Annotated in this window: 23 protein-coding genes; 7 read left to right on the top strand and 16 right to left on the bottom strand. The window is 62.9% G+C overall.

What is annotated here, in order from left to right; genetic code table 11:
• Positions 1 to 4: 4 nt before the first annotated feature.
• Entirely contained in the window at positions 5 to 1915 is a 1911-nt protein-coding gene (locus ACI2JO_RS13760) for an FTR1 family protein (protein ID WP_404721354.1), read from the bottom strand.
• A 300-nt stretch (positions 1916 to 2215) separates the two neighbouring features.
• Here ACI2JO_RS13760 and ACI2JO_RS13765 point away from each other — a divergent pair, with 300 nt between their 5' ends.
• Together ACI2JO_RS13765 and ACI2JO_RS13770 are read left to right on the top strand one after the other, a co-directional pair.
• Positions 2216 to 2629, top strand: coding sequence for a helix-turn-helix domain-containing protein (locus ACI2JO_RS13765; RefSeq protein ID WP_404721262.1), 414 nt, complete (start codon positions 2216 to 2218; stop codon positions 2627 to 2629).
• Positions 2630 to 2689: 60 nt separating this feature from the next.
• Positions 2690 to 3022 (top strand): YnfA family protein, encoded by a 333-nt coding sequence (locus ACI2JO_RS13770; protein ID WP_404721263.1) that lies wholly within the window; start codon positions 2690 to 2692, stop codon positions 3020 to 3022.
• Positions 3023 to 3519: 497 nt separating this feature from the next.
• Here the strand turns inward: ACI2JO_RS13770 and ACI2JO_RS13775 are convergent, their stop codons facing one another.
• From ACI2JO_RS13775 to ACI2JO_RS13795, 5 genes are read right to left on the bottom strand one after another with little or no spacing between them, the layout of a single operon-like run.
• Positions 3520 to 6756, bottom strand: a complete 3237-nt coding sequence (locus tag ACI2JO_RS13775) for a CusA/CzcA family heavy metal efflux RND transporter (protein WP_275488663.1) — start codon at positions 6754 to 6756, stop codon at positions 3520 to 3522.
• On the bottom strand, positions 6753 to 7907 hold the full coding sequence (locus tag ACI2JO_RS13780; RefSeq protein WP_066608865.1) for an efflux RND transporter periplasmic adaptor subunit: 1155 nt from the start codon (positions 7905 to 7907) through the stop codon (positions 6753 to 6755). The genes ACI2JO_RS13775 and ACI2JO_RS13780 overlap by 4 nt, the downstream gene beginning before the upstream one ends.
• On the bottom strand, positions 7904 to 9172 hold the full coding sequence (locus ACI2JO_RS13785) for a TolC family protein (RefSeq protein ID WP_066608858.1): 1269 nt from the start codon (positions 9170 to 9172) through the stop codon (positions 7904 to 7906). The genes ACI2JO_RS13780 and ACI2JO_RS13785 overlap by 4 nt, the downstream gene beginning before the upstream one ends.
• A 52-nt stretch (positions 9173 to 9224) precedes the next feature.
• Complete coding sequence (locus ACI2JO_RS13790; protein ID WP_404721264.1) at positions 9225 to 9725, bottom strand: hypothetical protein; 501 nt, start codon at positions 9723 to 9725, stop codon at positions 9225 to 9227.
• Complete coding sequence (locus ACI2JO_RS13795) at positions 9679 to 11016, bottom strand: MFS transporter (protein ID WP_066608855.1); 1338 nt, start codon at positions 11014 to 11016, stop codon at positions 9679 to 9681. Before ACI2JO_RS13795 ends, ACI2JO_RS13790 begins: the two co-directional genes overlap by 47 nt.
• Positions 11017 to 11136: 120 nt before the next feature.
• Here ACI2JO_RS13795 and ACI2JO_RS13800 point away from each other — a divergent pair, with 120 nt between their 5' ends.
• On the top strand, positions 11137 to 11406 hold the full coding sequence (locus tag ACI2JO_RS13800; RefSeq protein ID WP_082679252.1) for a metal-sensing transcriptional repressor: 270 nt from the start codon (positions 11137 to 11139) through the stop codon (positions 11404 to 11406).
• A 324-nt stretch (positions 11407 to 11730) separates the two neighbouring features.
• Here ACI2JO_RS13800 and ACI2JO_RS13805 read toward each other — a convergent pair whose 3' ends face one another.
• From ACI2JO_RS13805 to ACI2JO_RS13850, 10 genes are all read right to left on the bottom strand, one after another.
• Entirely contained in the window at positions 11731 to 12282 is a 552-nt protein-coding gene (locus ACI2JO_RS13805) for a YgjV family protein (RefSeq protein ID WP_232016452.1), read from the bottom strand.
• A 116-nt stretch (positions 12283 to 12398) separates the two neighbouring features.
• Positions 12399 to 12791, bottom strand: coding sequence for a copper-binding protein (locus tag ACI2JO_RS13810; protein ID WP_182914071.1), 393 nt, complete (start codon positions 12789 to 12791; stop codon positions 12399 to 12401).
• An 11-nt stretch (positions 12792 to 12802) separates the two neighbouring features.
• Positions 12803 to 15946, bottom strand: a complete 3144-nt coding sequence (locus ACI2JO_RS13815) for an efflux RND transporter permease subunit (protein WP_066608849.1) — start codon at positions 15944 to 15946, stop codon at positions 12803 to 12805.
• Positions 15943 to 17430, bottom strand: coding sequence for an efflux RND transporter periplasmic adaptor subunit (locus tag ACI2JO_RS13820; protein WP_404721265.1), 1488 nt, complete (start codon positions 17428 to 17430; stop codon positions 15943 to 15945). Before ACI2JO_RS13820 ends, ACI2JO_RS13815 begins: the two co-directional genes overlap by 4 nt.
• Positions 17427 to 18656, bottom strand: coding sequence for a TolC family protein (locus ACI2JO_RS13825; RefSeq protein ID WP_066608845.1), 1230 nt, complete (start codon positions 18654 to 18656; stop codon positions 17427 to 17429). The genes ACI2JO_RS13820 and ACI2JO_RS13825 overlap by 4 nt, the downstream gene beginning before the upstream one ends.
• Positions 18657 to 18784: 128 nt before the next feature.
• A complete protein-coding gene (locus ACI2JO_RS13830; RefSeq protein ID WP_024018517.1) occupies positions 18785 to 19066 on the bottom strand; it encodes a hypothetical protein in 282 nt (93 codons plus the stop codon).
• 103 nt (positions 19067 to 19169) lie between these two features.
• Positions 19170 to 19529, bottom strand: a complete 360-nt coding sequence (locus ACI2JO_RS13835) for a hypothetical protein (RefSeq protein WP_024018516.1) — start codon at positions 19527 to 19529, stop codon at positions 19170 to 19172.
• A gap of 43 nt (positions 19530 to 19572) precedes the next feature.
• Positions 19573 to 20019, bottom strand: a complete 447-nt coding sequence (locus ACI2JO_RS13840; protein ID WP_031308719.1) for a DUF411 domain-containing protein — start codon at positions 20017 to 20019, stop codon at positions 19573 to 19575.
• Between the two features lie 328 nt (positions 20020 to 20347).
• Positions 20348 to 23032, bottom strand: a complete 2685-nt coding sequence (locus tag ACI2JO_RS13845) for a vitamin K epoxide reductase family protein (protein ID WP_404721266.1) — start codon at positions 23030 to 23032, stop codon at positions 20348 to 20350.
• A gap of 127 nt (positions 23033 to 23159) precedes the next feature.
• The gene (locus tag ACI2JO_RS13850; RefSeq protein ID WP_024018513.1) at positions 23160 to 23750 is read right to left on the bottom strand and encodes a DUF305 domain-containing protein; all 591 of its coding nucleotides are present in this window, start codon (positions 23748 to 23750) and stop codon (positions 23160 to 23162) included.
• 612 nt (positions 23751 to 24362) lie between these two features.
• Between ACI2JO_RS13850 and ACI2JO_RS13855 the strand changes: the two genes are divergently transcribed.
• From ACI2JO_RS13855 to ACI2JO_RS13870, 4 genes are all read left to right on the top strand, one after another.
• Positions 24363 to 24722: a hypothetical protein gene (locus ACI2JO_RS13855; RefSeq protein ID WP_024018512.1), complete on the top strand. Its 360-nt coding sequence runs from the start codon at positions 24363 to 24365 to the stop codon at positions 24720 to 24722.
• A 135-nt stretch (positions 24723 to 24857) separates the two neighbouring features.
• Positions 24858 to 25220, top strand: a complete 363-nt coding sequence (locus ACI2JO_RS13860; RefSeq protein WP_024018511.1) for a hypothetical protein — start codon at positions 24858 to 24860, stop codon at positions 25218 to 25220.
• 174 nt (positions 25221 to 25394) lie between these two features.
• Positions 25395 to 25874, top strand: coding sequence for a MerR family transcriptional regulator (locus ACI2JO_RS13865; protein WP_082679233.1), 480 nt, complete (start codon positions 25395 to 25397; stop codon positions 25872 to 25874).
• 2 nt (positions 25875 to 25876) lie between these two features.
• Positions 25877 to 26092: a hypothetical protein gene (locus ACI2JO_RS13870; protein WP_024018509.1), complete on the top strand. Its 216-nt coding sequence runs from the start codon at positions 25877 to 25879 to the stop codon at positions 26090 to 26092.
• Positions 26093 to 26133 lie beyond the last annotated feature (41 nt).

Genomic DNA, 26133 nt, shown 5'->3' on the forward strand with positions numbered 1-26133 from the left:
TGCATCAGCCGACCGCCACAGCGGCACGGCGCCGGTTCAGGAGGAAGCCACCAAGCACTGCGATGAGCATCAGGAGCTGCGCGCCCATTGACTGCAAGGTCGGGAAGATACCAAGCATGGAGACGCGGATGCCGCCGCCAAGCGGCGCGATGTCTATAATGCCGGCTTCCTGTAGCGCCGACACGCCCTTGCCGGCGAGGACGATAGTAAGGATCGCCATCAGCCACGCGCTGTAGGCGAAGAATTTCGCGATCGGCAGGTCGCGGCTGTAGCGCAGCATGGCCCAGGCGATGAGTCCCAGTAGCAGCACCGCCGAGCCGGCGCCTGCCAGCATCGTGCCACCATTGCCCTGGGTCCAGAGCGCTGCGTAGAAGAGGATCGTCTCGAACACCTCACGATAGACGACGATAAAGGCCAGGCCGAACAGGAACCAGGCCGACTGCCGCGACAGTGCGCGCGACATCTTCTCCCTGATGTAGCGTTGCCATTGGTCCGCCTGCGCCTTGCCGTGCATCCAGATTCCCACGGAGAGTAGGACGACGGCTGCGAACAGCGATCCGAACCCTTCGGTAAGCTCCCGGCTCGCGCCGCTGATCCCGATCGCATAGGTCGCGATTCCCCAGGTCAAGGCTCCGGCCGCCAGCGCCCCGATCCATCCGCCATGGACGTAGCGCAGCACCTCGGGCCGCTCGGCCTTGCGCAGGAAGGCGATCATCGCGACGACGATCAGCAGGGCTTCGAGTCCCTCGCGCAGCAGGATGGTGAAGGCGCCCAGGAAGGTCGATGCAGTGCTCGCCGCGTCCGGGGACAAGGCCGCCTCGGCGTCGTCGAACAGACCGTCGAGCACCTGGATGCGCGTGGCGATCTCGTCGGCGGGGCGACCTTGCTGGAGCGATGCCCGGAACTCGCCCATGGCGCTTTCGATGTGCCCCATGAGCGTAGCATCGCGCGCGGTCAGCATCGGCTCGAGGGGTTCGAAGCCATCGAGATAGGCCGAAAGCGCAAGTTCCTGGGCGGCGTGGCGGTCGCCACCACGATAGGCGGAAAGGCTCTGTGCCAGCTTTTCGCGCGCGATGGTCAGCGAACCGGGCGCTTGCTGGATCACCACGTCCGGATGGCGGCGCAGATAGGCGATCACAGCGTCGGCCTTGGCAACCCCAATCGACTTTGCCAGCACCTCAGGCGTCAGCCCCGCGAGTGTCGTCAGGTCGGGGATCATTTGCCGCAGGCCGGGATCGGATTTCCACAGCCGCTCGCCTTCGTTCGCGAGAGCTTCGGGAAAAGCGAAGCGGCCGGCATAGAAAGCCAGCGCCCAGCGATCGTCGCTCGGCAAGGTCGCAAAGCTTTGCATCGCGGTGCCATCGATGCCCTGATCGATGACCTGATAGAGCGCGAAGGGACTGCGCTGCCGCGCGCGCACGATCTCACTAAAGGCGATTGGCGGCGTCGAGAGCTTTACGGCATCGGGGCCATGTCCATCCCCGGTCATGCCGTGGCAGCTCGCGCAGTTCTGCGCGAACAACGAGGCGCCGCGAGCAAGGTCAGGCGCCTTGCTCGGCGCGAGAGGCACCGGATAGGCCTTGAGGAGGTCGGCAGCGAGGCTATGGGCGATGCGCGCGACCTCCTTCGGTTCGCCCTTCGCGGCAATCACACCCCGGAGTTGGGTAGCTCCCGTGATCAGCTGTCCGCGCGCCGGCGTGGGTGGCAGGGCCATAAGGCGGGCGGATACCGAAGCCGCGAATTCGGTCATCTCGGCATATTCCGAGACACTCTTGATCCGGCCACCGCTGACGGCACCGCCATAGTCGACCGCCATATAGTCGAGCAGCCGCCAAGCTGTCTGCACGTCAGCAGTTTCGGCGTGGGCGATGGTGCTGACACCAACCAGACAGAGAAATACTGCCAGGACCGCCATAGTGCGGCGGATCAACGGCGCCGCGCTATGGCGGACGGCAGAAATGGTGCTGCGCGATTCGGGATGATCGGGGAATGACATCCCCATCAAATACACCCTCTAGCAGCTAGAGGGTCAAGCGTTTTGCGACTTAGTTGCAACAATGCCCTATATCGATATCGCGTCTCTTTCCGGCCGCTCGCTCCGGCGCGATATCCAGATCGTTCGGATCGGAAAGTGCAACTCGCAATGCAAATCGCGATCTCGACCGGCAGGTTTCGTCGTCCTATATGCGCTCTATAGTAACTAGAGGGTTCTGTGATGCAGATTGGTGAATTGGGGCGGGCGACTGCCACGAAGGTTGAAACGATCCGCTATTATGAACAAACCGGCCTGCTGCCTCCGCCGGCGCGAACGCAAGCGAACTATCGCCACTATGGCGAGAACCATCTTGCCCGACTGTCGTTCATTCGCCGCGCGCGCGATCTTGGCTTTCCGATCGAGCGCGTCCGCGCGTTGTTGGACCTTTCGGACGACCGCGGCCGCGATTGCGCCACGATCGACCGGATCGCAACAGAGCATCTGCGTGAGGTTGACCGCAAGATCGCCGATCTCAGCGCGTTGCGGCGCGAATTGAGCACGCTCATCGCTTCATGCGAAGGCGGAACCGTCGCTGAATGCCGCATTTTGGAGGCGCTCGCTCCTGTTATGGGAGACGCTCATGCGGACGTTTGATGAGAATCTGCAGCGGACCCTCCAGCTCATGGCGCATAAAATCAAGCAGAGTGACGTCTAATGCCTACAGCTTTCGCCTATATTGCCGCCGCCTTCGCGGAGATCGCTGGATGCTTCTCCTTCTGGGCGTGGTTGCGGCTTGGCAAAACGCTGCTGTGGACGGTGCCGGGGATGGCCGCCCTAGCGCTGTTCGCCTGGCTGCTGACTCTGGTCGATAGCAATGCGGCCGGTCGTGCTTATGCTGCCTATGGCGGGGTTTATATCGCCACATCCTTGTTCTGGCTCTGGGCCTTCGAAGGAATCCGCCCAGATCGCTGGGATGTCATCGGCGCTGCGGTCTGCCTCTTAGGTACCGGCATCATCATGCTGGGGCCGCGCAGCCTTCCAGCCTGAAGCCATCGCTAAATGCGCGTGCCCATGCCGGTGGTGAAGTCGGCATAATGGGCGCGCTGAGCGTGCCGGCGATGATGGGAGACACGGCTTCCGACCCTGCGTGCCGAGGTGCCGGAAAGCGAGGGGAAACAGTTCCTGTCTGGCACCCTGTCGTGCGCAAATTCAGTCCATTCCGACCCCGCTACAAAGCTGGGTGGCTTCTCAATGCGAACCGTCGCGTCGAAAACGCGAACGCCGCAGCCCCGGCCAGCACATCTGCTCCGAGCATAATATCGGACAGCCAAAGGCGGCCGAGGCCGCCCCCAAGTCTGCGATTATCGCGAAGGCAGGACGCGCGCATAACCGCCCTACGTCACCGCGACATCGCGGACCAGACGAACCGATGTCGAGCACCGCATCGATTGCTCGGCCGGACACCGTGGCCGGCACGATTAGAGTGTCGCCGGTTAGTCTGCCTTTCAGCCTAGCTATCCACCAAATTTATTGGAGACGCCCCCTCACGCCGCCACAACCTTTATCGGTGGCTCCTGGATACCTTTCCTTTTCGCCAATAACCGGAACATTAGCGCCGAGATCGCCGGTAGGACGAGCAACGTCAGCGCCGTCGACGTGATGAGCCCCCCGATCACTACAGTCGCAAGCGGTCGTTGCACCTCCGCTCCGGTTCCGGTGGCAAGCGCCATTGGGATGAAGCCCAGGCTCGCAACGAGCGCGGTCATCAACACAGGCCGTACTCGTTCCATCGCGCCACCAATGATCGCCCCGTCGATCCCCTCGCCATCGTCAAGCCGCTTGCGGATCGCGCTCATCATGACAAGGCCGTTGAGAACCGCCACGCCGGAAAGCGCGATAAACCCGACCGACGCCGTAATGGAGAAAGGTATCCCGCGCAGGGCCAGAGCGAACACACCTCCGGCCAGCGCCATGGGAACGGCCGTAAACACGACCAGCGCCGGCCAAGCGCCGCCCAGTGCCATGTAGAGCAGCGCGAAGATCAGGACGAAGCAAAGCGGCACGACGATCGCCAACCGCTCGGAAGCGGACTGAAGGCTCTCAAACTGGCCGCCCCATTCGGTGAAGGTTCCGGCGGGCAGCTTCACATCGGCGATCTTCGTCTGGGCTTCCGCGACGAATCCGCCAAGATCGCGGCCGCGCACATTGGCCTGGATGACGACCATCCGCTTACCGTTCTCGCGGCTGATCTGGTTGAGCCCCTCGGTGTAAGTGAAGCGCGCCACTTCGCTGAGCGGGATGGAACGCGCGTTCCCGGCACCGTTGGATGGTAGCATGACCGGGATCGATCCCAAGGTGTCGATATCGTCGCGCTGTGCGTCGGGCAGTCGCACCACCACAGCGAAGCGTCGATCGCCTTCGAACAACAAGCCCGCTTCGCGTCCACCCAGGGCGGCCGCGACCGTACTGGCGACCTCCTCGACCGACAGGCCGTAACGGCCCGCCGCCTGGCGGTCGACCTTGATGTCGAAGGTCGGCGCGCCGGATGTCTGCTCCGCCTGCACGTCCGCCGCGCCGGGAATGGTCCGCAGCGCGGTCGCGATTCGGCCTCCCGCCTCGCTCATCGCGTCCAGGTCGTCGCCATAGAGCTTGACCGCCACATCAGAGCGAACGCCCGCGATCAGCTCGTTGAACCGCATCTGGATCGGCTGCTGGATCTCGGTACGGTTGCCGATCAGCGGCTTCATCCGTTCCTCGATCCGCCGAAGGATATCCTCCTTGGATTTGACCTCGGCTGGCCACTCCTTTTCAGGCTTTGGGATGACATAGGTATCGGACGCATTAGGCGGCATCGGATCGGTACCCAGATCGGCATTGCCGTTCTTGGAAAAGACCAATGCCACCTCGGGCAATGTCTTGAGTGCATTTTCGATGTCGAGCTGCATCGCGGTCGACTGGTCGATCGAGGCGGATGGAATACGAAAGTTGGTGACCGTGATGTCCTTCTCGTCGAGCTGCGGCATGAACTCCTGTCCAAGCGTACCGAACAGCAGCACCGCTGCCGCAAACACGCCTGCGCCGCCGAGAATGAACGGCATTGGCCGCGCCACGGCGCGGGTGAGCGCCGGTTGATATTTCTCCTTGAACCAGCGGATCGATCTGACCTCGGTCTCGCTGACCTTGTCGGTCACCAGCAACGCGACCATCGCCGGCACGAACGTGATCGACAGGATGAACGCGCTGGCCAGAGCCAGCATCAGCGTGATCGCCATCGGTGCGAACGTCTTGCCCTCCACGCCCTGGAAGGTGAGCAAAGGTATGAACACGAGGAAGATGATGGCCTGGCCATAGACGGTTGGCCGGACCATCTCCTGCGCGGCGTGAGTGGTTTCGGTGAGGCGTTCGAGTCGGGTTAGGAGTCTTCCTTCCTTGTGCTGCCGCTCGGCGAGGCGCCGGAGCGCGTTTTCGACGATGATGACTGCGCCATCGACAATCAGGCCGAAATCGAGTGCGCCGAGACTCATCAGATTGCCCGAGACACCGAGCTCATTCATGCCCGCCGCAGTCATCAACATGGTGATCGGAATCACCGCCGCCGTGATGAGCGCGGCGCGGATGTTGCCGAGCAGCAGGAACAGCACGACGATGACCAGCAGTGCGCCTTCGACCAGATTCTTCTCGACCGTGGCGATGGTCGCATTGACCAGCTTGGAGCGGTTATAGGCTTGGCTTGCAACAACGTCCGGCGGCAACGTCTTGTTGATTTCGACCAGCTTGTCGGCGACGCGATTGGCAACGATGCGGCTGTTCTCGCCAGTGAGCATCAGGATAGTCGAGATGACTGCTTCTGACCCGCCGACGCTGCCAGATCCGGTCCGCACCGCGCCCCCGATGACGACCTGGCCGACGTCCTTCACGCGCACCGGGACGCCGGCACGCGTGGCGATCACCGCCTCTTCTATGTCGGCGACCGAGCGCAGCCGCGCGTCGGCGCGAACGAGAAAGGATTCGCCGGCACGGCGGACATAGTTGGAGCCCGCCGACAGGTTCGATCGTTCGAGCGCGTCGGCGAGGTCAGTGACCGAGACGCCATAGGATGCAAGCGCGGTCAGATTGGGCTCGACGACATATTGCTTCACATAGCCGCCGTTGGAATCGACACCGGCAACACCCTGCACGGTGCGCATCTGCGGCCTGATGATCCAATCCTGGACCGTTCGCAGATAAGCGGCCTTGGCAACCACCGTGGTCAGTTTCTCGCCTTCGGGCGTCAGATAGGAACCATCGGACTGCCAGCCGGGCTGACCGTCGACCACCTTAACGCCCTTGCCGTCGGGATGGTCGAACGCGACGCTGAACATGAAAATCTCGCCCAGACCCGTCGTGAGCGGCGCGAGTTGGGGTTGAACGCCGGCAGGCAGACTGTCCTTGGCCTGAGCGACCCGTTCGGTAACCTGCTGCCGAGCAAAATAGATGTCGGTGCTGTCCCTGAAGACCGCGGTGACCTGGCTGAACCCGTTACGCGTGAGTGAGCGGGTCGTCTGCAGACCGGGAATACCGGCAAGCGCTGTCTCGACGGGAAAGGTGACCTGCTTCTCCATGTCGACCGGTCCGAGGGTCGGCACGAAGCTGTTGATCTGGACCTGGCGGTTGGTGACGTCCGGGACCGCGTCGATCGGCAGCAGGGTGATCTGCCAGGCACCGAACAGGACGACGAGGAAGGTGATGAACACAACGGCCCATCGCGCTCTGACCGAGAGCCCTAAAATCCGCGCGATCATTCCGCCGACCCCTTGCCAAGCTCGGCCTTGAGCAGGAAGGCATTGGTGGTGGCGATCACCGTGTTTGCAGGGAGGCCCGAGGCAATCTCGACCATGCCGCCGCTGCGCGTTCCAACCCGCACGGTCTGCGCCTTAAACCCCTGGCGGGTTCGCACGAACACCACCGAGCGATCCCCTAGCGTCTGGACCGCATCCTGCGGCACATTCACGCCGGAGGCCGCATCGCCGCCGCTGGCGAAGATACGCGCCTGGACGAGTTGGCCGGGCGCGATCAGGCCGCCGCCTCCGCTTGGCGTCACGACCACCGTCGCTTGCCGCGTCTGCGGATCGACCACGCCGGTCGCCGAGCGGACCTGGCCTTCCACTTTCTGGCCGTTGTTGGTCGTCAGCTCGACCCTGTCACCCGCCTTCACACGCAATGCGTCCGCTGCCGGCATGCTCGCCTCGATCTGAAGGCGGCGCGGATCGGCGACACGGAACAGCTCGGTCTCGGCCTGCACGAAAGCGCCGAGATTGACGGGTGCGGATGTTATACGGCCGGAGATCGAACTGACCACCGCAACCGACCTGCCGTCGCGCGAGACCATTGCCGCGCTGGCGGCAGCGCTGGCTTGCCGGGCTTCGGCCTGAGCGACCGCCAGATTGGCTTCGGCGGTCTCATAGTCTGCCCGGGGCGACACCCCTTGATTGAGCAGTATTCGCTCGCGCGCCAGTTGTCGGCTTGCAAGCGTAACCCTTGCGGCAGCCGTACTGCGATCGGCGGCGATCGCCGACGCATCGCGGCTCTCGACAAGGGCAATCGTTTCGCCGGCGCTGACCGGATCACCGATCCGCTTGAAGATCCGGGTAACGGTGCCCGCTGCCCGGGCAGTGAGCACCGCTTCGGCATCTGGCGTTGCCTCAACGGTGGCACTGGCGAGGATGATGCCGGCGACGCCACCGGCTGCTGCGGGTGCGACTCCGATCCTCGAGGTCTTGATACCGTCCTGGGTGATCACGACGGTGTCGGTTTGAGCAGCATCGGCCGCCGCCTCCGTCTCGGCTGTCGGTGCGGATGGGCCAGTCATTCTGGCGACACCGAAACCGGCAAGGGCGGCGAGGAGGAGACCCATCGCGGCCCCGGCATAAAGCTTATTGCGTTCGGGGTTCATTGGATCTCACCTCCGGAAAGGGTGCGGCCCTGGAGGCGGGCGAGCTGCGCGCGCGCCTCGAAACTGGCCACTTTGGCGTCGAGGACGATCCCGCGTGCCGCGCCAAGGCCTTGGCGGGCGTTCAACAATTCGACGAGCGGGGATTTGCCAGCCTCATAGGCGATGCGAGCGAGACGATAGGTTTCTTCCGCGGTGCGTTGCGATGCCTCCGCTGCGGCAACCCGCGACTGTGCGGCCGCAATCTGCGCCCCGGCCGCGCGGGCTTCGGCAATCGCATCGTTACGCGCCATGGCCAATCTTGCAGCGGCGGCCTGTGCCTCTGCTTCCGAGGCGGCGATATTGCCGCGGTTGCGATCGAAGATGTTCAGCGGGATCGAGACGCCCGCCGTGAGAGCGGTCGCATTCTCATAATCGAGACGCCGCACGCCGACGATTGCCGTCACATCGGGGATTGCCCGCTTCTGTTCGGCGGTCAGGCGGCGCTCGGCAGCCTCCCGCTCTGCCTGCGCGGCAAGAAAGGACGAACTCGTCATCGGATCGACGGGGCCATAAGCCGGTGCCGCGACCGGCACGGTCAGGAGCGATTCCGACAAGCCGGTGAAGGTCTCGTCGACGCCGGCGAGTGCGGAGAGACGGGCATAGGCCGCAATGCGATCCGCTTTCGTCCCCTCAAGATCGGCGGTCACGGCGTTCAGCGCGGCCTCTGCTTGCAGGGCGCGCAGCCGCGCTTCCTTGCCGGCATCGACCAGCACGCGAGCGGCGCGCAGGATATTCTGCGCTTGCTCGACCTCGCCTTCGACGAGCATTATCCGCTGGTCTGCGACGTCCGCCGCTGCATAAGCGCGTGCAAGATCATAAGCGTAGCGGATCTTCGCATCATGATCGCGGGCGCGGGACGCAGCGACGCCGGCCTCTCCGGCTGCGATCCTCGCCGAACGCTTGCCGCCGATTTCGAGCGGCTGGCTATATTGCAGCGTCGTCTCGGCGCGATCGACCCCGCGATAGGGAGACGATCCCGCAACATTCTCGGTGAGCACGCCAATCGTCGGATTGGGTCGGGCGCGCGCCTGGCGTGCTAGACCCTCGTACCGGCGAACCTCGGCTTCGCTTTCGATGCGCCGGGGCGCATCGGCGGTCTGGCGTAGCAGTGTAGCAAACGGCGGCGCCACTTGCGCCTGTGCGGGTGCGCACAGCGCCGCGACGCAGGTCGCGCCCATCATGCCGGACACCACGCGACGCGGCAGCCGGCTTATAAAGGCTCTCATATTCTTATCCCCAAAAAAGGCTGCAATGACGGCACGCGCTACGCGCGTGAATTCAGCCTCGCGGGGGACGCAGAATTGACGAAGGTGCGATAGACCGCGCCGCTTCGGCAGGTTCGCGCGCCCAGATCGCCGCGACAGGTTTCAACAGCGCAACAACAACAGTCTGTGCAGGCATGTCGATTGTCTGGAGCACCGCATGAGCCGCCAGATGCATCAGGTCGGGTGTGTCCGGCTGCTCGGCCGGGGCGTGATCATGATGATCCCGATCGACGCTGATGCCATGCGCGGCATCATGGACGTGCGGCATAGCGTCATGCCAGGTGGCAAGCGCCAGCATCCCGAACAGCGCCAGAATCGCCGAGAGCGCAAAAAGGCGCAAGCGGGCACAGGCCCGCACCGAAGAGCGCAATCTGACCGACGATGCCGTCATGTCGATACGGGTATCGCGAACACGGTCGGTCCACAAGCGCGCCGCAAGACAGGGATCATGACAGTCGAGATGAAAGTCATCGGCGTGGCCAGCGCTGATGGAGATCGTCGATAACGAACGCATGCTCCCGCGCCTTGCCGTGATCACCGCGCAGATGGGGATGATCGGGCGCGAGATCCGCATGGTCATGGTTCACCGTATCGGGATCTGCGCTGGGCCAGAGCCACAAGGCGGCCAGGGTTCCGGCGGCCGCAATCGCCGCCATTGCCGCAAACGCCGCCGTCTGCCCGATACTGGCGCCCAACAGCCCCACCAGGGGATAGCAGATCAGCCAGGCGCAGTGGCTGAGCGCGAATTGCGCGGCGAACAAGGCCGGGCGGTCGTCGGCATTGGCCGACCGTCGAAGCAATCGGCCCGATGGCGTCACGCTCATCGAATAGGCGATACCGAGTATGAACCAGCCGATCAGGACCATGCGCCAATAACCGGGCGCTGCCCCAAAGCTTGCCGTGAGCATCGCCAGAAGGGCGAGACCGATCGTCATTGCTGCCGCAGCCCCAATCATGATCGTACGATCGGCGACCCGATCGAGGATACGTGGCAGGGTCAGCGCGGCAAGGATCGAGCCTGCGCCAAAAGCCGCAAGGGTGAAGGCAACATCGCGCTGCGTGAGGCCGAGATTACCACGCACGATTACCACCGTGTTGACGATGACCATCGAACTGGCCGCAGCTGAAGCGAGGGTCAGCGCCAGCAGCCCCCGCAGGCGCGGCGTCTTCAGATAGATGCGCGTACCCCGCGTGGTCTTGGCGTAAATCCCGCCACTTCTCGGTTCTGATTTCACCGCGCGCGGCAGGACCGTCGTCACGACGAGCAGTGCCGAGCACAGAAACCCGATCGCCGTTCCCGAGAATAGCCAGTGGAAGTTGATGACGGTCAGCAGCGCGGCAGCGAGGATCGGGCTGGTCAGGCTCTCCATGTCATAGGCGAGCCGCGACAGCGACAGCGCGCGGGTATAGTCGCGCTCCTCTGGCAGGATATCGGGGATGGTTGCCTGGAAGGTCGGCGTGAACGCCGCGGAGGCCGATTGCAGCACGAAGATCAGGACATAGATCTGCCAGACCTGGCTCACGAATGGCAGGCAGATCGCCACGGCCATCCGCACGAGATCCATGCTGACAAGAAACGCGCGACGTGGCAGGCGGTCGGCGAAGGCGCCAACGACCGGCGCGACACCGATATAGGCAACCATCTTGATCGCGAGCGCCGTGCCGAGCACCGCGCCCGCGCTGCCGCCGGCGATGTCATAGGCTAGCAGACCGAGCGCGACCGTTGCGAGCCCCGTGCCGATAAGCGCGATGACCTGAGCCATGAAAAGATGGCGATAGGTGCGGTTTGCCAGGACGGAGATCACGTCGCGTTTGTTCCGATTGATTTGCGACCCTATCCCCCATGGGGGATATCGGACGCGCTTGAGTTATCCTCCCCTGGAGGATATGTAAAGCCATGTAGCGCGTTGCAGGAGGTCTTGCGGATGACGGAACACAGGCACGAAAGTCATCCCGCGATCGTCAAGCGATTAAATCGCGCTGGTGGCCACTTGCGCAGCACTGTCGATATGATCGTGGCTGGTCGACCTTGCGTCGAGATCGTCCAGCAACTTCATGCAGTCGAAAAGGCAGTCGCCAGCGCGAAGAGAGCGCTTATTAACGACCATATCGATCATTGCCTCGTCCATGCCGACGGCACGGAGGCCGTTGGCTCGGCGGTAGAGGAGTTCAGGATAATATCGAAATATCTATGAGCGGCTACGTCTGACGTTGATCGGCTACTCGACCAGACGCAGTCTGCTAGCGTGTGCTAATAGAGCGGCACTTCCCCACCAAAATGCTTGTCCGACGAACGATCCTTTGACCTGCGTCCGCCAAACTTATCAGCGTTCAGGTATGGATGTCACGCCGCCCGCACACCGCCGAGTCTTGCCCGAATTCGGCGCCTTCAGCGCGTTACCCATGCGCAACCGTCAACCACTTTGATTCGGAAGCCCGCCGTGTACAGTCAGATCTGAAGGGCCTTTCAGATGGTTGTGGTTAGGTCATGATCCCACATAGGAAAAAGACCCGAGCGCTTAATAGCCTATGGCCGCTCTAGTGGCAGCGTCATGAAAGGCTGATTCGCGCCAACGTCTCACCGCAAACTTCAACAAATTCCCAAAGTTCGAGAGCAAAGAAACAACGTCGGTGCCCAAGGCGAAAAGGGCTCCAACGATCAAATTATGGGCGAGCCAAAATGGAGCCCCCACGAGGAACAGACCCTTCATACGCGTCGTCGATGTCTGCAAGCGGGCTAGACTACCCAGCGAACTGCCGGTCAACGCCAGCGCGGATGGTATTCCGTGCCATGTTATGACCGATAGGAAGGACAACACAATGAGGCTGGCCCCATAGAGTCGCACGACGACATAGCGGTCACGCACTGACGCTGAGACGAGGAGTTGCGCGCAAGAAATGAGGCATGCCACCGCCGCAGTGGGCGATCCCAACATTAGAAAATATGTCGCAAACGCAGCAGCGCCCGCGCTCTGAATTTTTACGACCGTCTTGTAGTCGCTGAAGAACGGCCAGATAATGACACACAGAAGCGCCACGCAACCGAAGGCGGTGGCAATCACGACTGCCACCGCTCGGTTCTTCCAATCTTGATCTGCGTTTCGCGCCCAGCTCGTTCTTTTTTCATCACTGAAGCGTGAAGGAACGAGGTTAATTAGCCTTTAATGGGCCTTATAAAATCCCCTGCTTAAGGCTTCTTTTGGATCGCTGTTACCTCACCGGCGCTGCCCACAAGCGTGACATCAAAATCGACCTTGTCGCCCACCTTCGCCGCGTCGGATATCGCAGGCGCGGCCTTGAACGCCATGGTCATTGCCGGCCAGTTGGCTTCCGGGATCGGGCCATGGTCGAGCGTGATCGTGCCAGCGGTCTTGTCGATCGCGGTGACCGTGCCATGACCCTTGGCCATGATCGGCGCAGTGGCAGCTGGTGCCATCGCCATATTGCCCATGTCACCGCTCATGGCGGCGGCGGGCGCCGCCTGGTTGGTCTCGGCCGCAACCGGCGTTTCCGCTTTCTTACCGCACGCAGCGGTCAAGGCGGCGAGGCCGAGGGCAATAGTCAGTCGTGCATGCTTCATGGTCTTCTCCTTCATGAAATAAGAGGTTGAGGTGTGGGCTTGCTCTTCGGCCGCCGGAGCAGAAGATAGGCCGCAGGAAGTACGAACATGGACAGGAGCGGCGCGGTGAGCATGCCGCCGATCATCGGCGCGGCGATCCGGCTCATCACTTCCGAGCCCGCGCCAGATCCCAATAGGATCGGCAGCAGGCCGGCGAGGATAACCGCGACCGTCATCGCCTTAGGCCGGACGCGGAGCAGCGCACCTTCGCGCACCGCAGCCTCGACCTGAGTAGCATCGGGACCGGCGCCGCGTTCTTCCAGTGCGTTCTTGAGGTAGATCAGCATCACCACGCCGAACTCGGCCGAAACGCCGGCGAGCGCGATAAACCCGACGCCGGTCGCGACCGATTGGTTGAAACCTAGCAAATAGAGAATCCAGATGCCCCCTGTGAGCGCGAACGGCAGCGTGCCCATGATCAGCGCGGCTTCATCGAACCGGCCGAAGATCATGTAGAGCAGCACAAAGATGATCAGCAGCGTTGCAGGCACAACCAGCTTCAGCTTGTCGACCGCACGCTCGAGATATTCGAACTGGCCGGAATAGGCGATGCTGACGCCCGGCGAGAGCTTGACCTGCTTCGCCACCGCGCGCTGGAGATCGCCGACGACGGAGGCGAGATCGCGCCCGCGAACATCGACATAGACCCAGGTGGAGGGGCGCGCATTTTCGGTCTTGAGCATCGGCGGCCCTTCAGCGATCGATATGTTCGCGACCGTGCCGAGCGTGATCTGCTGCCCCGATGGCGTCAGGACCGGGAGCGTGCGGAGGCCTTCCAGGCTGTCGCGCACCTCGCGCGGGTAGCGCACGCTGATCGGGTAGCGGGCTAGGCCTTCGACCGTTTCGCCAATCGTCTCGCCCCCGATCGCACCCGAAACGATCGCCTGCACATCGGTGATGTTGAGCCCGAACCTGGCGGCGGCAGCGCGATCGATGTCGACATCGACATAGCGCCCACCGGTCAGCCGCTCGGCCAGCGCCGAACTGACGCCGGGCACGGTCTTCGCCACCGTCTCGACATCATGGGCGATCCGGTCGAGCTGGACGAGATCGGACCCCGACACCTTGACCCCGATCGGGCTCTTGATGCCGGTCGCCAGCATATCGATGCGGTTGCGGATTGGCGGAACCCAGACATTGGCGAGGCCGGGGAGTTTCACCGTACGATCCAGTTCTTCAACAAGCTTGTCGGGTGTCATCCCCGCCCGCCATTGGTCGCGGGGTTTGAACTGAATGGTCGTCTCGAACATCTCCAGCGGCGCCGGATCGGTGGCGGTCTCGGCGCGTCCGGCTTTGCCGAATACGCTCTCGACTTCGGGCACGGTCTTGATCAACCGGTCGGTCTGCTGGAGCAGTTGCGACGCTTTCGCCGCCGACAACCCGGGCAGTGCTGACGGCATGTAAAGCAGGTCGCCTTCGTCCATATTGGGCATGAACTCACCGCCGAGGTGGGTGAGCGGCCAGGCCGTGGTCGCGAACACCAGAGCCGCGATAAGCAGTACCGTCTTGGGCCGCCGCATCGTCCAGTCGATTGCGGGCCGGTAGATGTTGGTGAGCCAGCGGTTGACCGGGTTGGATTGCTCGGGCGGGATCTTCCCGCGGATCAGCAGACCCATCAGGATCGGCACCAAGGTCACCGATAGGATCGCCGCCGACGCCATCGCGTAGGTCTTGGTGAAAGCGAGCGGCGCGAACAGCCGCCCTTCCTGTCCTTCGAGTGTAAACACGGGAATGAAGGAGAGCGTGATGATCAGCAGGCTGAAGAACAGGGCGGGGCCAACCTCTGCGGCGGCTTCGGTGATGACAATCCAGCGCATCTCGCCCTCGAGATGCTTGCCCGGATGATCCTGTTCCCAGTGCTCGATCTTCTTGTGGGCATTCTCGATCATGACGACGGCCGCATCGACCATCGCGCCGATCGCGATGGCGATGCCGCCCAAGGACATGATGTTGGCATTCACCCCCTGGAAGCGCATCACGACGAACGCCGCCAGCACCCCCAGCGGAAGAGTGAGGATCGCGACCAGCGCTGAACGGACGTGCCAGAGGAACAGGCCGCAGACGATGGCGACGACGATGAACTCTTCGACCAGCTTGTGGGTGAGATTCTCGACTGCGCGATCAATGAGCTGCGAACGATCGTAGACCGTCACCACCTCGACGCCGGGTGGCAGGCTCTTTTTCAGTTCGGTGAGCTTGTCCTTGACTCCGGCGATCGTTTCGCGCGCGTTCTTGCCCGAACGCAGGATCACCACGCCACCGGCGACCTCGCCTTCGCCGTTCAGCTCGGCGATGCCGCGTCGCATCTCCGGGCCGATCTGGATGGTGGCGACATCGCCCAACCGCACGGGCACGCCACCGGCGCCGGTCCTGAGCGGAATCGCCCGGAAATCGTCGAGCGTCTTCAGATAGCCCGAGGCGCGAACCATATATTCGGCTTCGGCCATCTCCAGCACCGAGCCGCCCGCTTCCTGATTGGCTTGGCTGATCGCCTGGACCGCTTGCTGATGGGTGATCCCATAAGCGGCCAGCTTCACCGGATCGAGCAGCACCTGATACTGCTTGACCATGCCGCCCATGCTGGCCACCTCAGCGACGCCGGTCACGGTCTTCAGCTCGTAGCGCAGGAACCAGTCCTGAATCCCACGGAGCTGCGACAGGTCGTGGCGGCCGGTGCGGTCGACCAGCGCATATTCATAGACCCAGCCAACCCCGGTGGCGTCCGGTCCGAGCGCGCTGCGGGCGCTTGCCGGCAGCCGTCCCTGCACCTGATTGAGATATTCGAGCACCCGGCTGCGCGCCCAATAAAGGTCGGTGCCGTCTTCGAAGATCACATAGACGAGGCTATCGCCGAAGAAGGAATAGCCGCGCACCGTCTTCGCGCCGGGAACCGACAGCATGGTGGTGGTCAGCGGATAGGTGACCTGGTTCTCGACGATCTGCGGCGCCTGTCCCGGATAGCTGGTGCGGATGATGACTTGGGTATCGGAGAGATCGGGCAGCGCATCGATCGGGGTCGAACGCACCGCCCACAGCCCCGCCCCGACCAGCGCAAGCATGCCGATCAGGACGAAGAACCGGTTACGGACCGACCAGCGGATGAGATGGGCGATCACTGGCCCGCGACCTTCGCCATGCGCCGCACAGTGGCTCCGGCGGAAGGTTGATCGAATCCAAAACGGACCCGATCGCCGGTCTTGAGGCCGCGCGCGATCTTAGGATCGGGTAGCTGGAAGGTCATCGTCATCGCCGGCCAACCGATCGCAGGCACCGGCTCATGGCTGAGCGTCACCGAATTGGCGGTGATCTGCTCGATCTTTCCAACGGTCTCGTAGAGTCTGCCAGTAGCAGCGGGTTTGGCGGCTATAGGCGCGCCACCCCCGATCGGCCGCGCCTGGACTCCGGACAGGCTCGCCTCGGAGTCTATCAGGAACTGGCCCGACGCGACGATCTTCTCACCCTCGCCCAGGCCCGCCAGGATCTCAGTCTGGCCCCCGGATTCCCGCCCGGTCTGGACCTCGGCCGGCCGATAGCGGCCCTTGTCGAGCGCGAGCATCACCAATGTCCGCTTGCCGGTACGGATCAGCGCTTCGGAGGGCACCAGCAGCGCCGGTTGCGTGGCTCCGCCAAACGACACGGTTGCGAACATGCCGGGACGCAGGCGTCCGCTGCGGTTGGGCAACTCGATCCGCACGGTCAGCGTCCGGCTGTCGGCTTGCGTCTGCGGCAGGATCGCTGAAACGCGGCCCGACAAGATCCCGCCGGGAAATGCCGCGAGCGTCGCCCGCACGGTTTGCCCGGGTTTGAGCGGTCCGGCGATCGCCTCGGGCACGGCGGCATTGAGCCAGACAGTGCCGAGACCATTCACCTCTGCGAGCGTCTGTCCTGCCGTCAGTGTCATGCCGGCTCGCACGTCCAATGTTTTGACAACGCCGCCGATCGGCGTGGAGATCGTGATGACATTGTGCGGACGGCCGCCGCGCTCGACCGACGCGATGGTGCCAGACGGCATGCCAAGCAGCATGAGTCGCTGGCGGGCCGCCTGGGTCAGTGCTGCGTTGCCGGTGCGGCGCACCGCGAGAAACTCGGCCTGCGCCCCGCCCCACTCCGGCACCAGGATATCGGCGAGCGGCGCCCCCGCGCCGACCACGTCACCCGGCGCGCGACCATAGACTCGCTGCACGAAGCCCCCGGCACGTGCCTGGACGATCGCGACATCGCGCTGGTTGAAGTCGATTGTACCGGTCGCGGTGAGGCTGCTAGCCAGCTCGCCGCGTTGCACCGTGGCGATCCGCAGACCGAGCGCCTGCGAGGCGGAAGCGTCGACCGAAATGCCCGGCACCTGCGCGCTTGCTCCGCCCTCGTCCGCATAACGAGGGATCGTCTGCATACCCATGGATGAGAGACCCGGACCCTCATGGTGCTCGGCCGGTATCATCGGATCGTACCAATAAAGAATCTTGCGCGCTGCCGGCTTTACGGCCCCACCATCTTTTGTGCCCTGGAAGCCCGCTAGAGCGAACCCGAGACCGCCGGCAGCAAGCGCAAGAGCAGCAGCTGCGCCAAAGAGCCACCCGCGGGCTATCATAACCTGGCTCATCGATTTGCGCTCCGGTAGGTGAGTGTCAGCCGCGCACCGTCCGCGGTGACCAGGGCTTCACGATCAAGAGTCGTGATGGTGGCATCGGCCAGCGCGGCATAGGCGTCGGCGATATCGACGAGACTGGCACGACCAGCCGCATAACTGGCGGTTTCCAATTTCACGCGCTGCTCAGCGAGCGGTTGCAGTGTGCTCTGCGCACGCATCCATTGCTCATGGTGCATGACATGGTCGGCGATATCCGCATCAAGGTCGGCGGCGAGCGCGCGCCGCGAGGCCTCGCGTTCAGCCATCACTCGTCCGGCATTTGCCTGGGCTGCCGCGATCCCGGCATTCTGGCGACTGCGCGTGAAGAACGGCAGGCTGACCGTCACACCGGCCGAGACATAGTCGCCGAACCGGGGATCGCGGCGCTGGTAGGCCAGGTTGACACCAAAATCGGAACGCCGGCCGGCATTGGCTACGCGCACATCGGCATCCGCCTGCCCGGCCTGGGCATCGATCATCTGGATGGTGGGGTGGCGGTCGAGTCCTGCGCGCAGACCCGCTGCGTCGACCGCAAAATCGGGGATCGGTCCGGCGATCTCCGGCGCGGGGTCTCCGGTCCACCGGGTTAGCGTCGCGCGTGCCCGCGCCACGTTCGAGACCAGTTCACTGCGGCGATCCTGCATCGCGGCGACGGCTTGGCGCCCTGCAAGGGTCTGCGCCGGGCGCGCGCCTCCCGATGCGACCGCACCTGGCGTCGTTCCCACCACACGCTCGAGACCGGACAGAATATCGTCGAGCACGGCGAGCCTGCGCTCGGCATAGGCCAAGTTGATCCAGGCTAGCGCGGTGCCAACCTCGACCGTGCGCGCCTGGACTGCGGTATCAGCCTCGGCCGCCTTTATGTCGCTGTCGGCGCGCGCCTGTTGCGCATGGCGCTTGGCGAGATTGGGAATGTCCTGGGACACGCCGACCCGCGCCATGCTGAAATTGTCGCGCTGCGGCTCGAACGCGAGCGGTCCCGATACCGGGAAACTGTCGATCCCAACTGCAAGCGTCGGATCAGGCAGGGCGCCGGCCGCGCCGCGCACGGAACGGGCGGCGTTGGCACCGAGCGCCTTCGCCTTGAGCGACGGCGCTTCCTGCCGGGCGCGCTGGAGGGCCGCGTCGAAGGTGAGCGGCTCGGCGAAGGCAATGCCGGGGATTGCCGCTAACAGCGGCATACACAAAAATAATCGCATGGAGATCTCCTGATCGGAGGTTCAGGCAAGCGTGGCACACCAGGCATGTCAGTGGCGGCAGGAAGGGGTATCCCGCCGCCACTGCTGGCCTAGCCGTCTATGCGACCTGAAGCGGCCAGAACCTGCTGCTAGCCAGCCGAGGCGCCGGACGGAGACATCATGCCATGCATCTCCTTCATACAATCCGCGGAGCTCATCTTCATCATGTCGCAGTCGCAGTTGGCCATCTTCGCGGTATCAGGCACCCAGACGCGCCGCTGAGCCGGTCCCGTGGCGCGCGGGCCATATTGGGGAACCGACTTCCACTCATAATGACCGGATTGTTGGCTGTGGTCGGGCTGGCCGGCGAATGCGGCGGCAGGCGCGGCAAGGGCTACGCCCAGCAGGGCGTAGAAAACACGGTTTTTCATGACTGTAATCCTTTGGCAAATCATCGTGGTAGCCGCAGATCGGACAGGATGTTTGAGTGCGCGATAGGCGCACCGATCCTGTCAGCCTGACGGCTGTGGTCGATCAGCCAAGGATAGTCGGTGGTTCAGGCTCGGGGGTCAGATCACTGCCATGCAGGGTCGACGTCGTGGTCCAGAATGCCATAGCTCCGTGAGCCACCGGCGATGCCGGGACGCGCGGCGCGTCGCGCAGAACCATCGGAACGACACAGCCCATTGATGCGACGCAGTCGAGCGTCAGCCCCTTGCAGGGCTTGCCCGAGGGCTGTTGTTTCTGAGCCATCGCATTCATGCAATCTGCGCTCATTCCCGAAATCGCCATCGGCGCGGAAACCGGGGCCGGGTTAGAGGCATAGGCCGCCGCTTGGCCCATGAGGCCAACCAAGGCTCCCAGCAGGAGGAAGAGATGCAGTACCCGTTTCACAGCCGTTACTTCTTACACCCGTCCTTATCGTAGAACAACGACATCATCGTCCGCCATGACGCGCAAAGACATGCTGTCCACCTGGACCGAAGGCGACGACATTATAGGGGTCCACGTGTTGCCCCGGGACTTCCATCCCCGGCGAGCCCATCGGCATCCCGGCAACCGCAAGTCCACGCACGCCGCGCGGCTTCTGGGCAAGGACGCGCTTCATGTCGGTAATCGGGACATGACCCTCGAATGCCATGCCGTCTACAATCGCTGTATGGCAGGATGACAGGCCCGAAGGAACGCCTTGGGTCCGCTGGAAGCTGGAGCGCTGGCGATCGTCGATGATGGTTACTTGGCGCCCGAACTGCTTACGCACCTGCGCCGCCCACTGCGCGCAGCAGCCACAGCCCGGATCGCGGTGAACCACGATAGGCGTCGCCGCCGCGCTGGCGACCGAAACCGACGCAAGGACCAACGACAATGCGACTTTGAGTTTCATATCGTCCTTCACCGCACCCATTCATCAAGGCTACCACTCTTCATAATACGCGCGACCGCCGCCTACCCCTCAAAAAGTGGCAGACGGTCGCAAGATTACCGTAGCGATCACGAACCGACATTCGTCGATGGGCAATCCAGGGTCGTTGCAGACCTCTCGCACTCGCGTCGATTTATGCAGTCGAAAAGCATTATTGCACCCGAGCAGGCCGCATTTCACATCTCAGCGACCCGGTCGCACGGCCGTAAGTTGACCGTTCGGAGTCCCGCATTCCCAACAGACGTGACGTATCTTTTCCTGTTCAATTCCACGTCGAGCAGAGCGACCCTCAGATCACATATTTGTCCCAGCTCGCATAATGTTCAGCGCTGCGCTTGCCGCGCGGAAGGCTGAGACCGACGAGGGCGAGCCCTATGATCACCGAAACGATCGTTCCCAGGTGGCCGGCCCCCGTCAGCAGGAAAGGGGCAGCAACCAGCCAGGCGCCGAGCGCGCCATTGATGAAGCGCACGGCGCGGGCAACTTCGGCGGTGGCGATGATCGCGACGGTGATGACCAGGGCACCAATGACATGGTCGCTGTTCGCCATGGCGCCCTCATTGCCCAGTGTCACCCGCGTGAGCATGAGGAATGCGCCGAGCGCGATACTGACCGCCAGCGTCCACGGCAGGGTCAGCCCCCGCTTTGCATCGGCCCAAAATGCGGCAGGCGACGACATCAGGTCGGAGGCGTCCTCACTGCCGGCCTCGCTCGCGTCGCCCTGGAAGAAGGTGCGAATCAGCGGCTTGCCGCGGCATTTCGCCCACACAAGGAACTGACCCATGGCGATGACCTCGTCGAGCGCGAAAGGGATCATGATCAGCATGGCGAGGGCGGCGATCAGCGCCAGCGTGCTCCAGGTGCCAATGACGATGGGCTGGCTGATGATGAAATAGATGCTGACCACGCCGAGTGGAATGACCAGGATGCCGAAGAAGGTCACCATCCACGGCATCGTGCGCCAGCGGTCGCGGGTGCCCATCACCGCCATCAGGATCTCGAGCACGTAGCTGATGGTGCCGAGACCGCCGTCGGGAATCGGCCACGCCTTTGACATGTTAGACGTGATGATCTCCTCGGTACCATTGCGCGGATCGCTCAACGAGCCGACAAAGAAGGGTTCCCAGACGCTATCGATGTGGCCCAGTTGGTATGCCGTCAGGATGCGCGAGGTAAGAAGACCTATCAGACCCATCACGACGATCGGCAGCCGCTGGGCATCGGTAGACGGGGAATAGGTCCAGCCGGGTGGGATGTTCTTGGGGTCCATCATCCCTGCCATGCTCATACCCGGCATCATCGGCACGAGCACCGACAGCGCGATCACAGCCGAGCCGATGAGCAAATCGTTGTTGTACTGCGCCGCGCTCGGGCTCCAAAAGATCAACGGCGCGAACAGCAGCCAGATCCCAACGAATGCGACCGCCCACTGAGCCCACGTCTTGGTGCGTGGTACAAGCGACAGCGCACCGAACAGCGCGATGGCAAGCCCGCTGACAAGATCGCTTACGGCCAGCGCGCTTGCACGCCACTCGATCGACGGCAGACCGCGATCGACCGTTACGAACCGCGCCGCCTCACCGACGCGCTGCGCGGTCATGGAGTCGTAGATGAGCGGGCTCGAGGCGAGCCACAGACCGAGGCCGATGTTGGCGTAGAGCGCCCAGCGCGCACGGCGCTCGTCGCGGTCCATCATGGCCATGTGATCGCCATGTGCACCGTGGCTGGACATCGCCATGTCCCCAGCCCCGTGCCCCACAGCGGCATGATCCATGTTGCCATGGTCCTTAGCTCCGTGCTCCATGCCGGGCATCGCGCCGGCTGCCGCTTCAGGCGGGTTATGGTCCAGCTCGGCCGGCTTCGGATCGGACTTGTCGTTCCAGGCGACGAGGTTTTCGTTGAGCTTGTTGTTCCGGTACCAGGCGCGCGGGTGGCGCTTCAACGCCGCAACGATCGTCGGAAGCGTTTCGCGAAGACTGTGCTTCGGCTCCCATCCAAGTAGCGACCGTGCGCGCGAGATATCGAGAATGTAGTGGTCGTTGCTGCTGTCGATCATCCAGGGCTGGATGAAATCGTCGTCGCCGAGTGCCTCGTTCTGAAGAACGATACCAGCCTTCGCGAGCGGCTGCGGGATGCGGATCGTCTTCCAGCCCTCGCCGTGGAGCGCCTCGCCGACGATGTCCTGGATTTCGGCGTAGCCGGGGGCATCGGGTTCGCCGATGAGCAGGGGCAGTTCAGACGGAAGATCGTGCCGCCGATCGACCAGGCGCACCACGGCTTCCGCCAGGTCATCGCGGTGCACCGATGATTGCGCCGCGCACAGCATGCCAGGATAGAAATGCGAGATCAGGCGGTGCTCGTAGATCTGCGATATCTGCTGTGCGAGGAACGCTGAGCGTCCCTCGTCGGCATAGACTCCTGCGGGTCGCAGGTAGACGACGGGTATCCGTCCGTGACGCTCGTGCAGCAGCGCCTCTGTGTCGACTTTGGACTGCGGGTACGCCCAGGAGGCACCGATCGGCGATTCCTCGTTGATGCGCTCCTGCGGAGTGGCGGTCGGTTTATGGACCAGCATCGTGCTGGCGAAGACGAATTGCTCGACATCGAACGACTGGAGTCCGTCGATCAGCCGCCGTGTCCCTTGGACGGTTACCTTGTCGTAGAGCGGATTGGGATCGCCAGAAATGTCATAATACGCGGCGAGATGAATGACGGAAGCAATGCGGTTGCCGTATCGCGCGCGAACCTCCTCGAGCGCAGCGTGAACCGCTTCATCCGAGCCGACATCAATGTCGATAGCGGCGGCGGGCGGTGGTGGCTCGGGCGGACCGGCGCGATCGAGACCGACGACCATGTAGCGCTCGCCGAGCCGGGCGATCAGGGCCGCGGCGATAAAACCGCTCGCTCCGGTGACGAGGACGATCTCAGAAGCGCCTTTGGCGCCACTCGGACCGCTGCGCTCGATGTCGGTCATACTTCCACCATCCTGCTTCTTTCGCGAAGAGCGTCGATCGCTGGATATTTGAGCAAGATGCGCATGACGAAGCCTTTCCGACAGTACCCGATCATGTGCCCATCCTGTTTACTTCGAAGAACACACCTCAGGAAATCGGCTTTCGTGTATCTATTCCGGTGCTTTCGTCGGTTTGCGGTGGCGGGGGCGACGCACCGCGATCGCGATAGGAGGGCAGGTCCGGAGCGCCATCCGGCGCCGGGTTAGCTTGCAGGCGCGCGATCATCTGTTTCATTTGGGCGATCTCGCGTACCTGCGCGTCGATGATGCCATCGGCCAGCTTTCGAACCTCGGGGTCCTTGATGTGCGCGCGCTCGCTGGTCATGATCGCAATCGAGTGGTGCGGGATCATCGCCTTCATGTAGGAGACGTCGTCGACCGTTTCCTGGCTCCGCACCAGCCAAAGCGCTAAACCAAAAATGGCAGCGCTACCGAGCAGGATGCCGATATTGAGGCGGGTGTTCTTGTACATGCCCCACATGAAACTGAGCATGATCACCGCCATGACCGCGCCCATGACGAGCGCCATCCAGGTGCGCGTCTGGCTGAACTGGACATGGCTCAGCGCATAGGTGTTGAGATACATCAGCCCGAACATCACGACCGTAGACGTCGCAATCATCGCCACGAACCGGCCATAGCCCATGCCTATGCCCATGCCATTCTTCTTGTCTTCCATTGACCGACTCCGTCCTACCTCTAGGCTCCTCACCCTCCTCGGCTGCCAAGGGGGCATGCCTGCAACTCACTTCATACCCAAAGGGATCCAAGATCACCTGGAGTATGACCGGGAGGATGGACATTCAACTTTGATCATAGCCGGGTTTCCGCTGCGCCGTACCTCTGCATTGTTCAGCCAGGCTCTTGGGCGGCGACGCTTAACCGGCCAAGTTCTGAGGGCGCCCTGATGTCGACCGGCTTTGTCGCTATCAATTCCTTGAGCGGCCCGAGCAGCTATGATGATCCTGTTGCATACTGCGGGCGTGAGTGATTTGATCCTTGTACCGCCCGACGGCACCCTGGACCGCGAGAATCGCCCTAATTTACAGGCCATCGAGTACGCGTACCCCTTATCGCCAGAGCACAACCCGCTAGTAGCGGGAGCGTATCAAAAGATGCGATTAGTGCGACGACGTTTTGGCACGGGGTTTGCCCGGAGCTTTGATGGGGCTTCGTAACATTACGCATATTGAGTCGGGAGCCGGGTCCATAGTCTTGGTGGCGAAGAAAGGTTCTTCACCGCCAGTTTTCCTCGGCGGGTCTTGTAAACTCAGCCAAGGAGGCTTCCACCATGTTGCTCAAGAAGAAGATCACCATCGCGCTTGCAGGCCTCGCCGTGCTCGGCGCCGCGCCTACCTACGCCCAGGGCATCGGCCACAGCTTTTTCATGCGTGGATCGATCGTCGGCAAGGACACGACCGGAACGGTCGTTTGTGTGGGTAAGGCCGACGGCGCGACCGTAGGCCAGGTCCTCGAGGTCTACCGTGTGGAAAGCACACCTGGACCTTCGAAGACCCCCGGCGCGGGCTTCCGGCGCGTGGCCGTCGGGCACGTCAAGATCGATCACATTTTCGATGACCATTTCGCGCATGTGAGCATCGCCGACGGCACGCCGAAGGTCCACGACATCGTCGAACTCCGCAGGAAATAAGTCGGCAGCGGGGACGGCGACCGCCGTCCCCACCATCAACGCCACCTCGCTGCAGAACGAGACCGGCACGATCGCTCGCAACCAAGCGACGAACACCGGCCTGGGTGCACGAGACATGAATTGAAAGGAATCGAGATGCGCTTCAAGAAGTCAATATCGATGGCCATGGCGAGTATCGCCCTCGCCGGCGCGGTCCCCGCTCTGGCGACCGGCATCGGCCACAGCTTTTTTATGCGTGGATCGATCATCGGCAAGGACACGACCGGAACGATCGTGTGTGTCGGCAAAGCAGATGGCGCGACAGTCGGACAGGTGCTTGACGTCTATCGCGTGAAGACGCTGCCCGGCTCCGGCTACAAAGGAAGCGGCCCCGCTTATCGCCGAGACCTCATCGGCCACGTCAGGGTCGATCATATATTTGACGACCATTTTGCGCATGTGAGCGTCGCCGACGGCGCTCCCGCAGTTCACGACATCGTCGAGCTCCGCAAGAAATAAGGGCGTGCCGGGGAGGGGCTTGCCGCTCCCCATGATGCCTGATGGCGGCCGCAAGCGACGAAAAGTCGCGCGGCCTTTGAGCGGACAGGAGAGCGGCGATGATCGACCGACGTCCAAATATTTCTCTTGACCCTGGACCTAGGTCCAAGCGGCACTGTGCCTCCGAGACTTGCCATGTCACGGCTTAGAATCGGTGAGCTGGCCGAGGCTGCCGGCGTTCGAAAGGACACCATACGTTATTATGAGCGCACCGGCCTGCTCCCCGCTCCGCAACGGACCAGTGCAGGATACCGCGTCTATCATCCTGCAGACGTCGAACGCATCAAGTTCGTTCGCGCTGCACAGGGGCTCGGTTACACCCTCACCGAAACGCACGCGCTCCTGCTGGTGCGGGCCGGAGACGCCCTCGCCGGGTCGGATATCCTCGCCGTCACGCGGGTCAAACTGCGCGAAGCACTGGTCAGGGTGGAACAGCTCAAGCTTATCGAAACAGGCCTTGAGCAGCTGGGTGAAGCGCCCTCGCACGAAGCCGAAAGCGACCCTTGCCCGATCCTCTTTCTGGTTCGGGACGGGCGGCTGTCTCAATTGGCCGCAGATCAGCCAGAACAAATGTCCGTGGGAGAGGACCACACCACCTGCACAGGGAAGGACTGAACATGAAATACTCTATCTCGCTGGGATTGCTACCACTGGCGCTGCTCGGCGCTTGCGCGACCCTTCCGCCGACTAGCGCGCAGATCGCGAGCTGCAAGGCCATGGAAGACAATATGGGTCTCGCGACGCCCCATGATCACAACGAGATGAAGGGACAGGGGCGCAACCCGATGAATCTCTCGCACGATCGCTGCCTGCAGATTCTCAAGCAGCAATGACACCCTGATCTGTCGGTCGAGCACGCTTATCAAGCTCGTCC

The sequence above is a fragment of the Sphingomonas sp. NPDC079357 genome (assembly GCF_044901155.1).
Taxonomy (GTDB): domain Bacteria; phylum Pseudomonadota; class Alphaproteobacteria; order Sphingomonadales; family Sphingomonadaceae; genus Sphingomonas.

Excerpts from the sequence above, each read along its gene's own strand:
- ACI2JO_RS13760 (WP_404721354.1), bottom strand. The coding sequence starts at position 1,915 with ATGGCGGTCCTGGCAGTATTTCTCTGTCTGGTTGGTGTCAGCACCATC.
- ACI2JO_RS13765 (WP_404721262.1), top strand. The coding sequence starts at position 2,216 with ATGCAGATTGGTGAATTGGGGCGGGCGACTGCCACGAAGGTTGAAACG.
- ACI2JO_RS13770 (WP_404721263.1), top strand. The coding sequence starts at position 2,690 with ATGCCTACAGCTTTCGCCTATATTGCCGCCGCCTTCGCGGAGATCGCT.
- ACI2JO_RS13775 (WP_275488663.1), bottom strand. The coding sequence starts at position 6,756 with ATGATCGCGCGGATTTTAGGGCTCTCGGTCAGAGCGCGATGGGCCGTT.
- ACI2JO_RS13780 (WP_066608865.1), bottom strand. The coding sequence starts at position 7,907 with ATGAACCCCGAACGCAATAAGCTTTATGCCGGGGCCGCGATGGGTCTC.
- ACI2JO_RS13785 (WP_066608858.1), bottom strand. The coding sequence starts at position 9,172 with ATGAGAGCCTTTATAAGCCGGCTGCCGCGTCGCGTGGTGTCCGGCATG.
- ACI2JO_RS13790 (WP_404721264.1), bottom strand. The coding sequence starts at position 9,725 with ATGCGTTCGTTATCGACGATCTCCATCAGCGCTGGCCACGCCGATGAC.
- ACI2JO_RS13800 (WP_082679252.1), top strand. The coding sequence starts at position 11,137 with ATGACGGAACACAGGCACGAAAGTCATCCCGCGATCGTCAAGCGATTA.
- ACI2JO_RS13810 (WP_182914071.1), bottom strand. The coding sequence starts at position 12,791 with ATGAAGCATGCACGACTGACTATTGCCCTCGGCCTCGCCGCCTTGACC.
- ACI2JO_RS13820 (WP_404721265.1), bottom strand. The coding sequence starts at position 17,430 with ATGAGCCAGGTTATGATAGCCCGCGGGTGGCTCTTTGGCGCAGCTGCT.
- ACI2JO_RS13825 (WP_066608845.1), bottom strand. The coding sequence starts at position 18,656 with ATGCGATTATTTTTGTGTATGCCGCTGTTAGCGGCAATCCCCGGCATT.
- ACI2JO_RS13830 (WP_024018517.1), bottom strand. The coding sequence starts at position 19,066 with ATGAAAAACCGTGTTTTCTACGCCCTGCTGGGCGTAGCCCTTGCCGCG.
- ACI2JO_RS13840 (WP_031308719.1), bottom strand. The coding sequence starts at position 20,019 with ATGAAACTCAAAGTCGCATTGTCGTTGGTCCTTGCGTCGGTTTCGGTC.
- ACI2JO_RS13845 (WP_404721266.1), bottom strand. The coding sequence starts at position 23,032 with ATGACCGACATCGAGCGCAGCGGTCCGAGTGGCGCCAAAGGCGCTTCT.
- ACI2JO_RS13850 (WP_024018513.1), bottom strand. The coding sequence starts at position 23,750 with ATGGAAGACAAGAAGAATGGCATGGGCATAGGCATGGGCTATGGCCGG.
- ACI2JO_RS13855 (WP_024018512.1), top strand. The coding sequence starts at position 24,363 with ATGTTGCTCAAGAAGAAGATCACCATCGCGCTTGCAGGCCTCGCCGTG.
- ACI2JO_RS13860 (WP_024018511.1), top strand. The coding sequence starts at position 24,858 with ATGCGCTTCAAGAAGTCAATATCGATGGCCATGGCGAGTATCGCCCTC.
- ACI2JO_RS13865 (WP_082679233.1), top strand. The coding sequence starts at position 25,395 with ATGTCACGGCTTAGAATCGGTGAGCTGGCCGAGGCTGCCGGCGTTCGA.
- ACI2JO_RS13870 (WP_024018509.1), top strand. The coding sequence starts at position 25,877 with ATGAAATACTCTATCTCGCTGGGATTGCTACCACTGGCGCTGCTCGGC.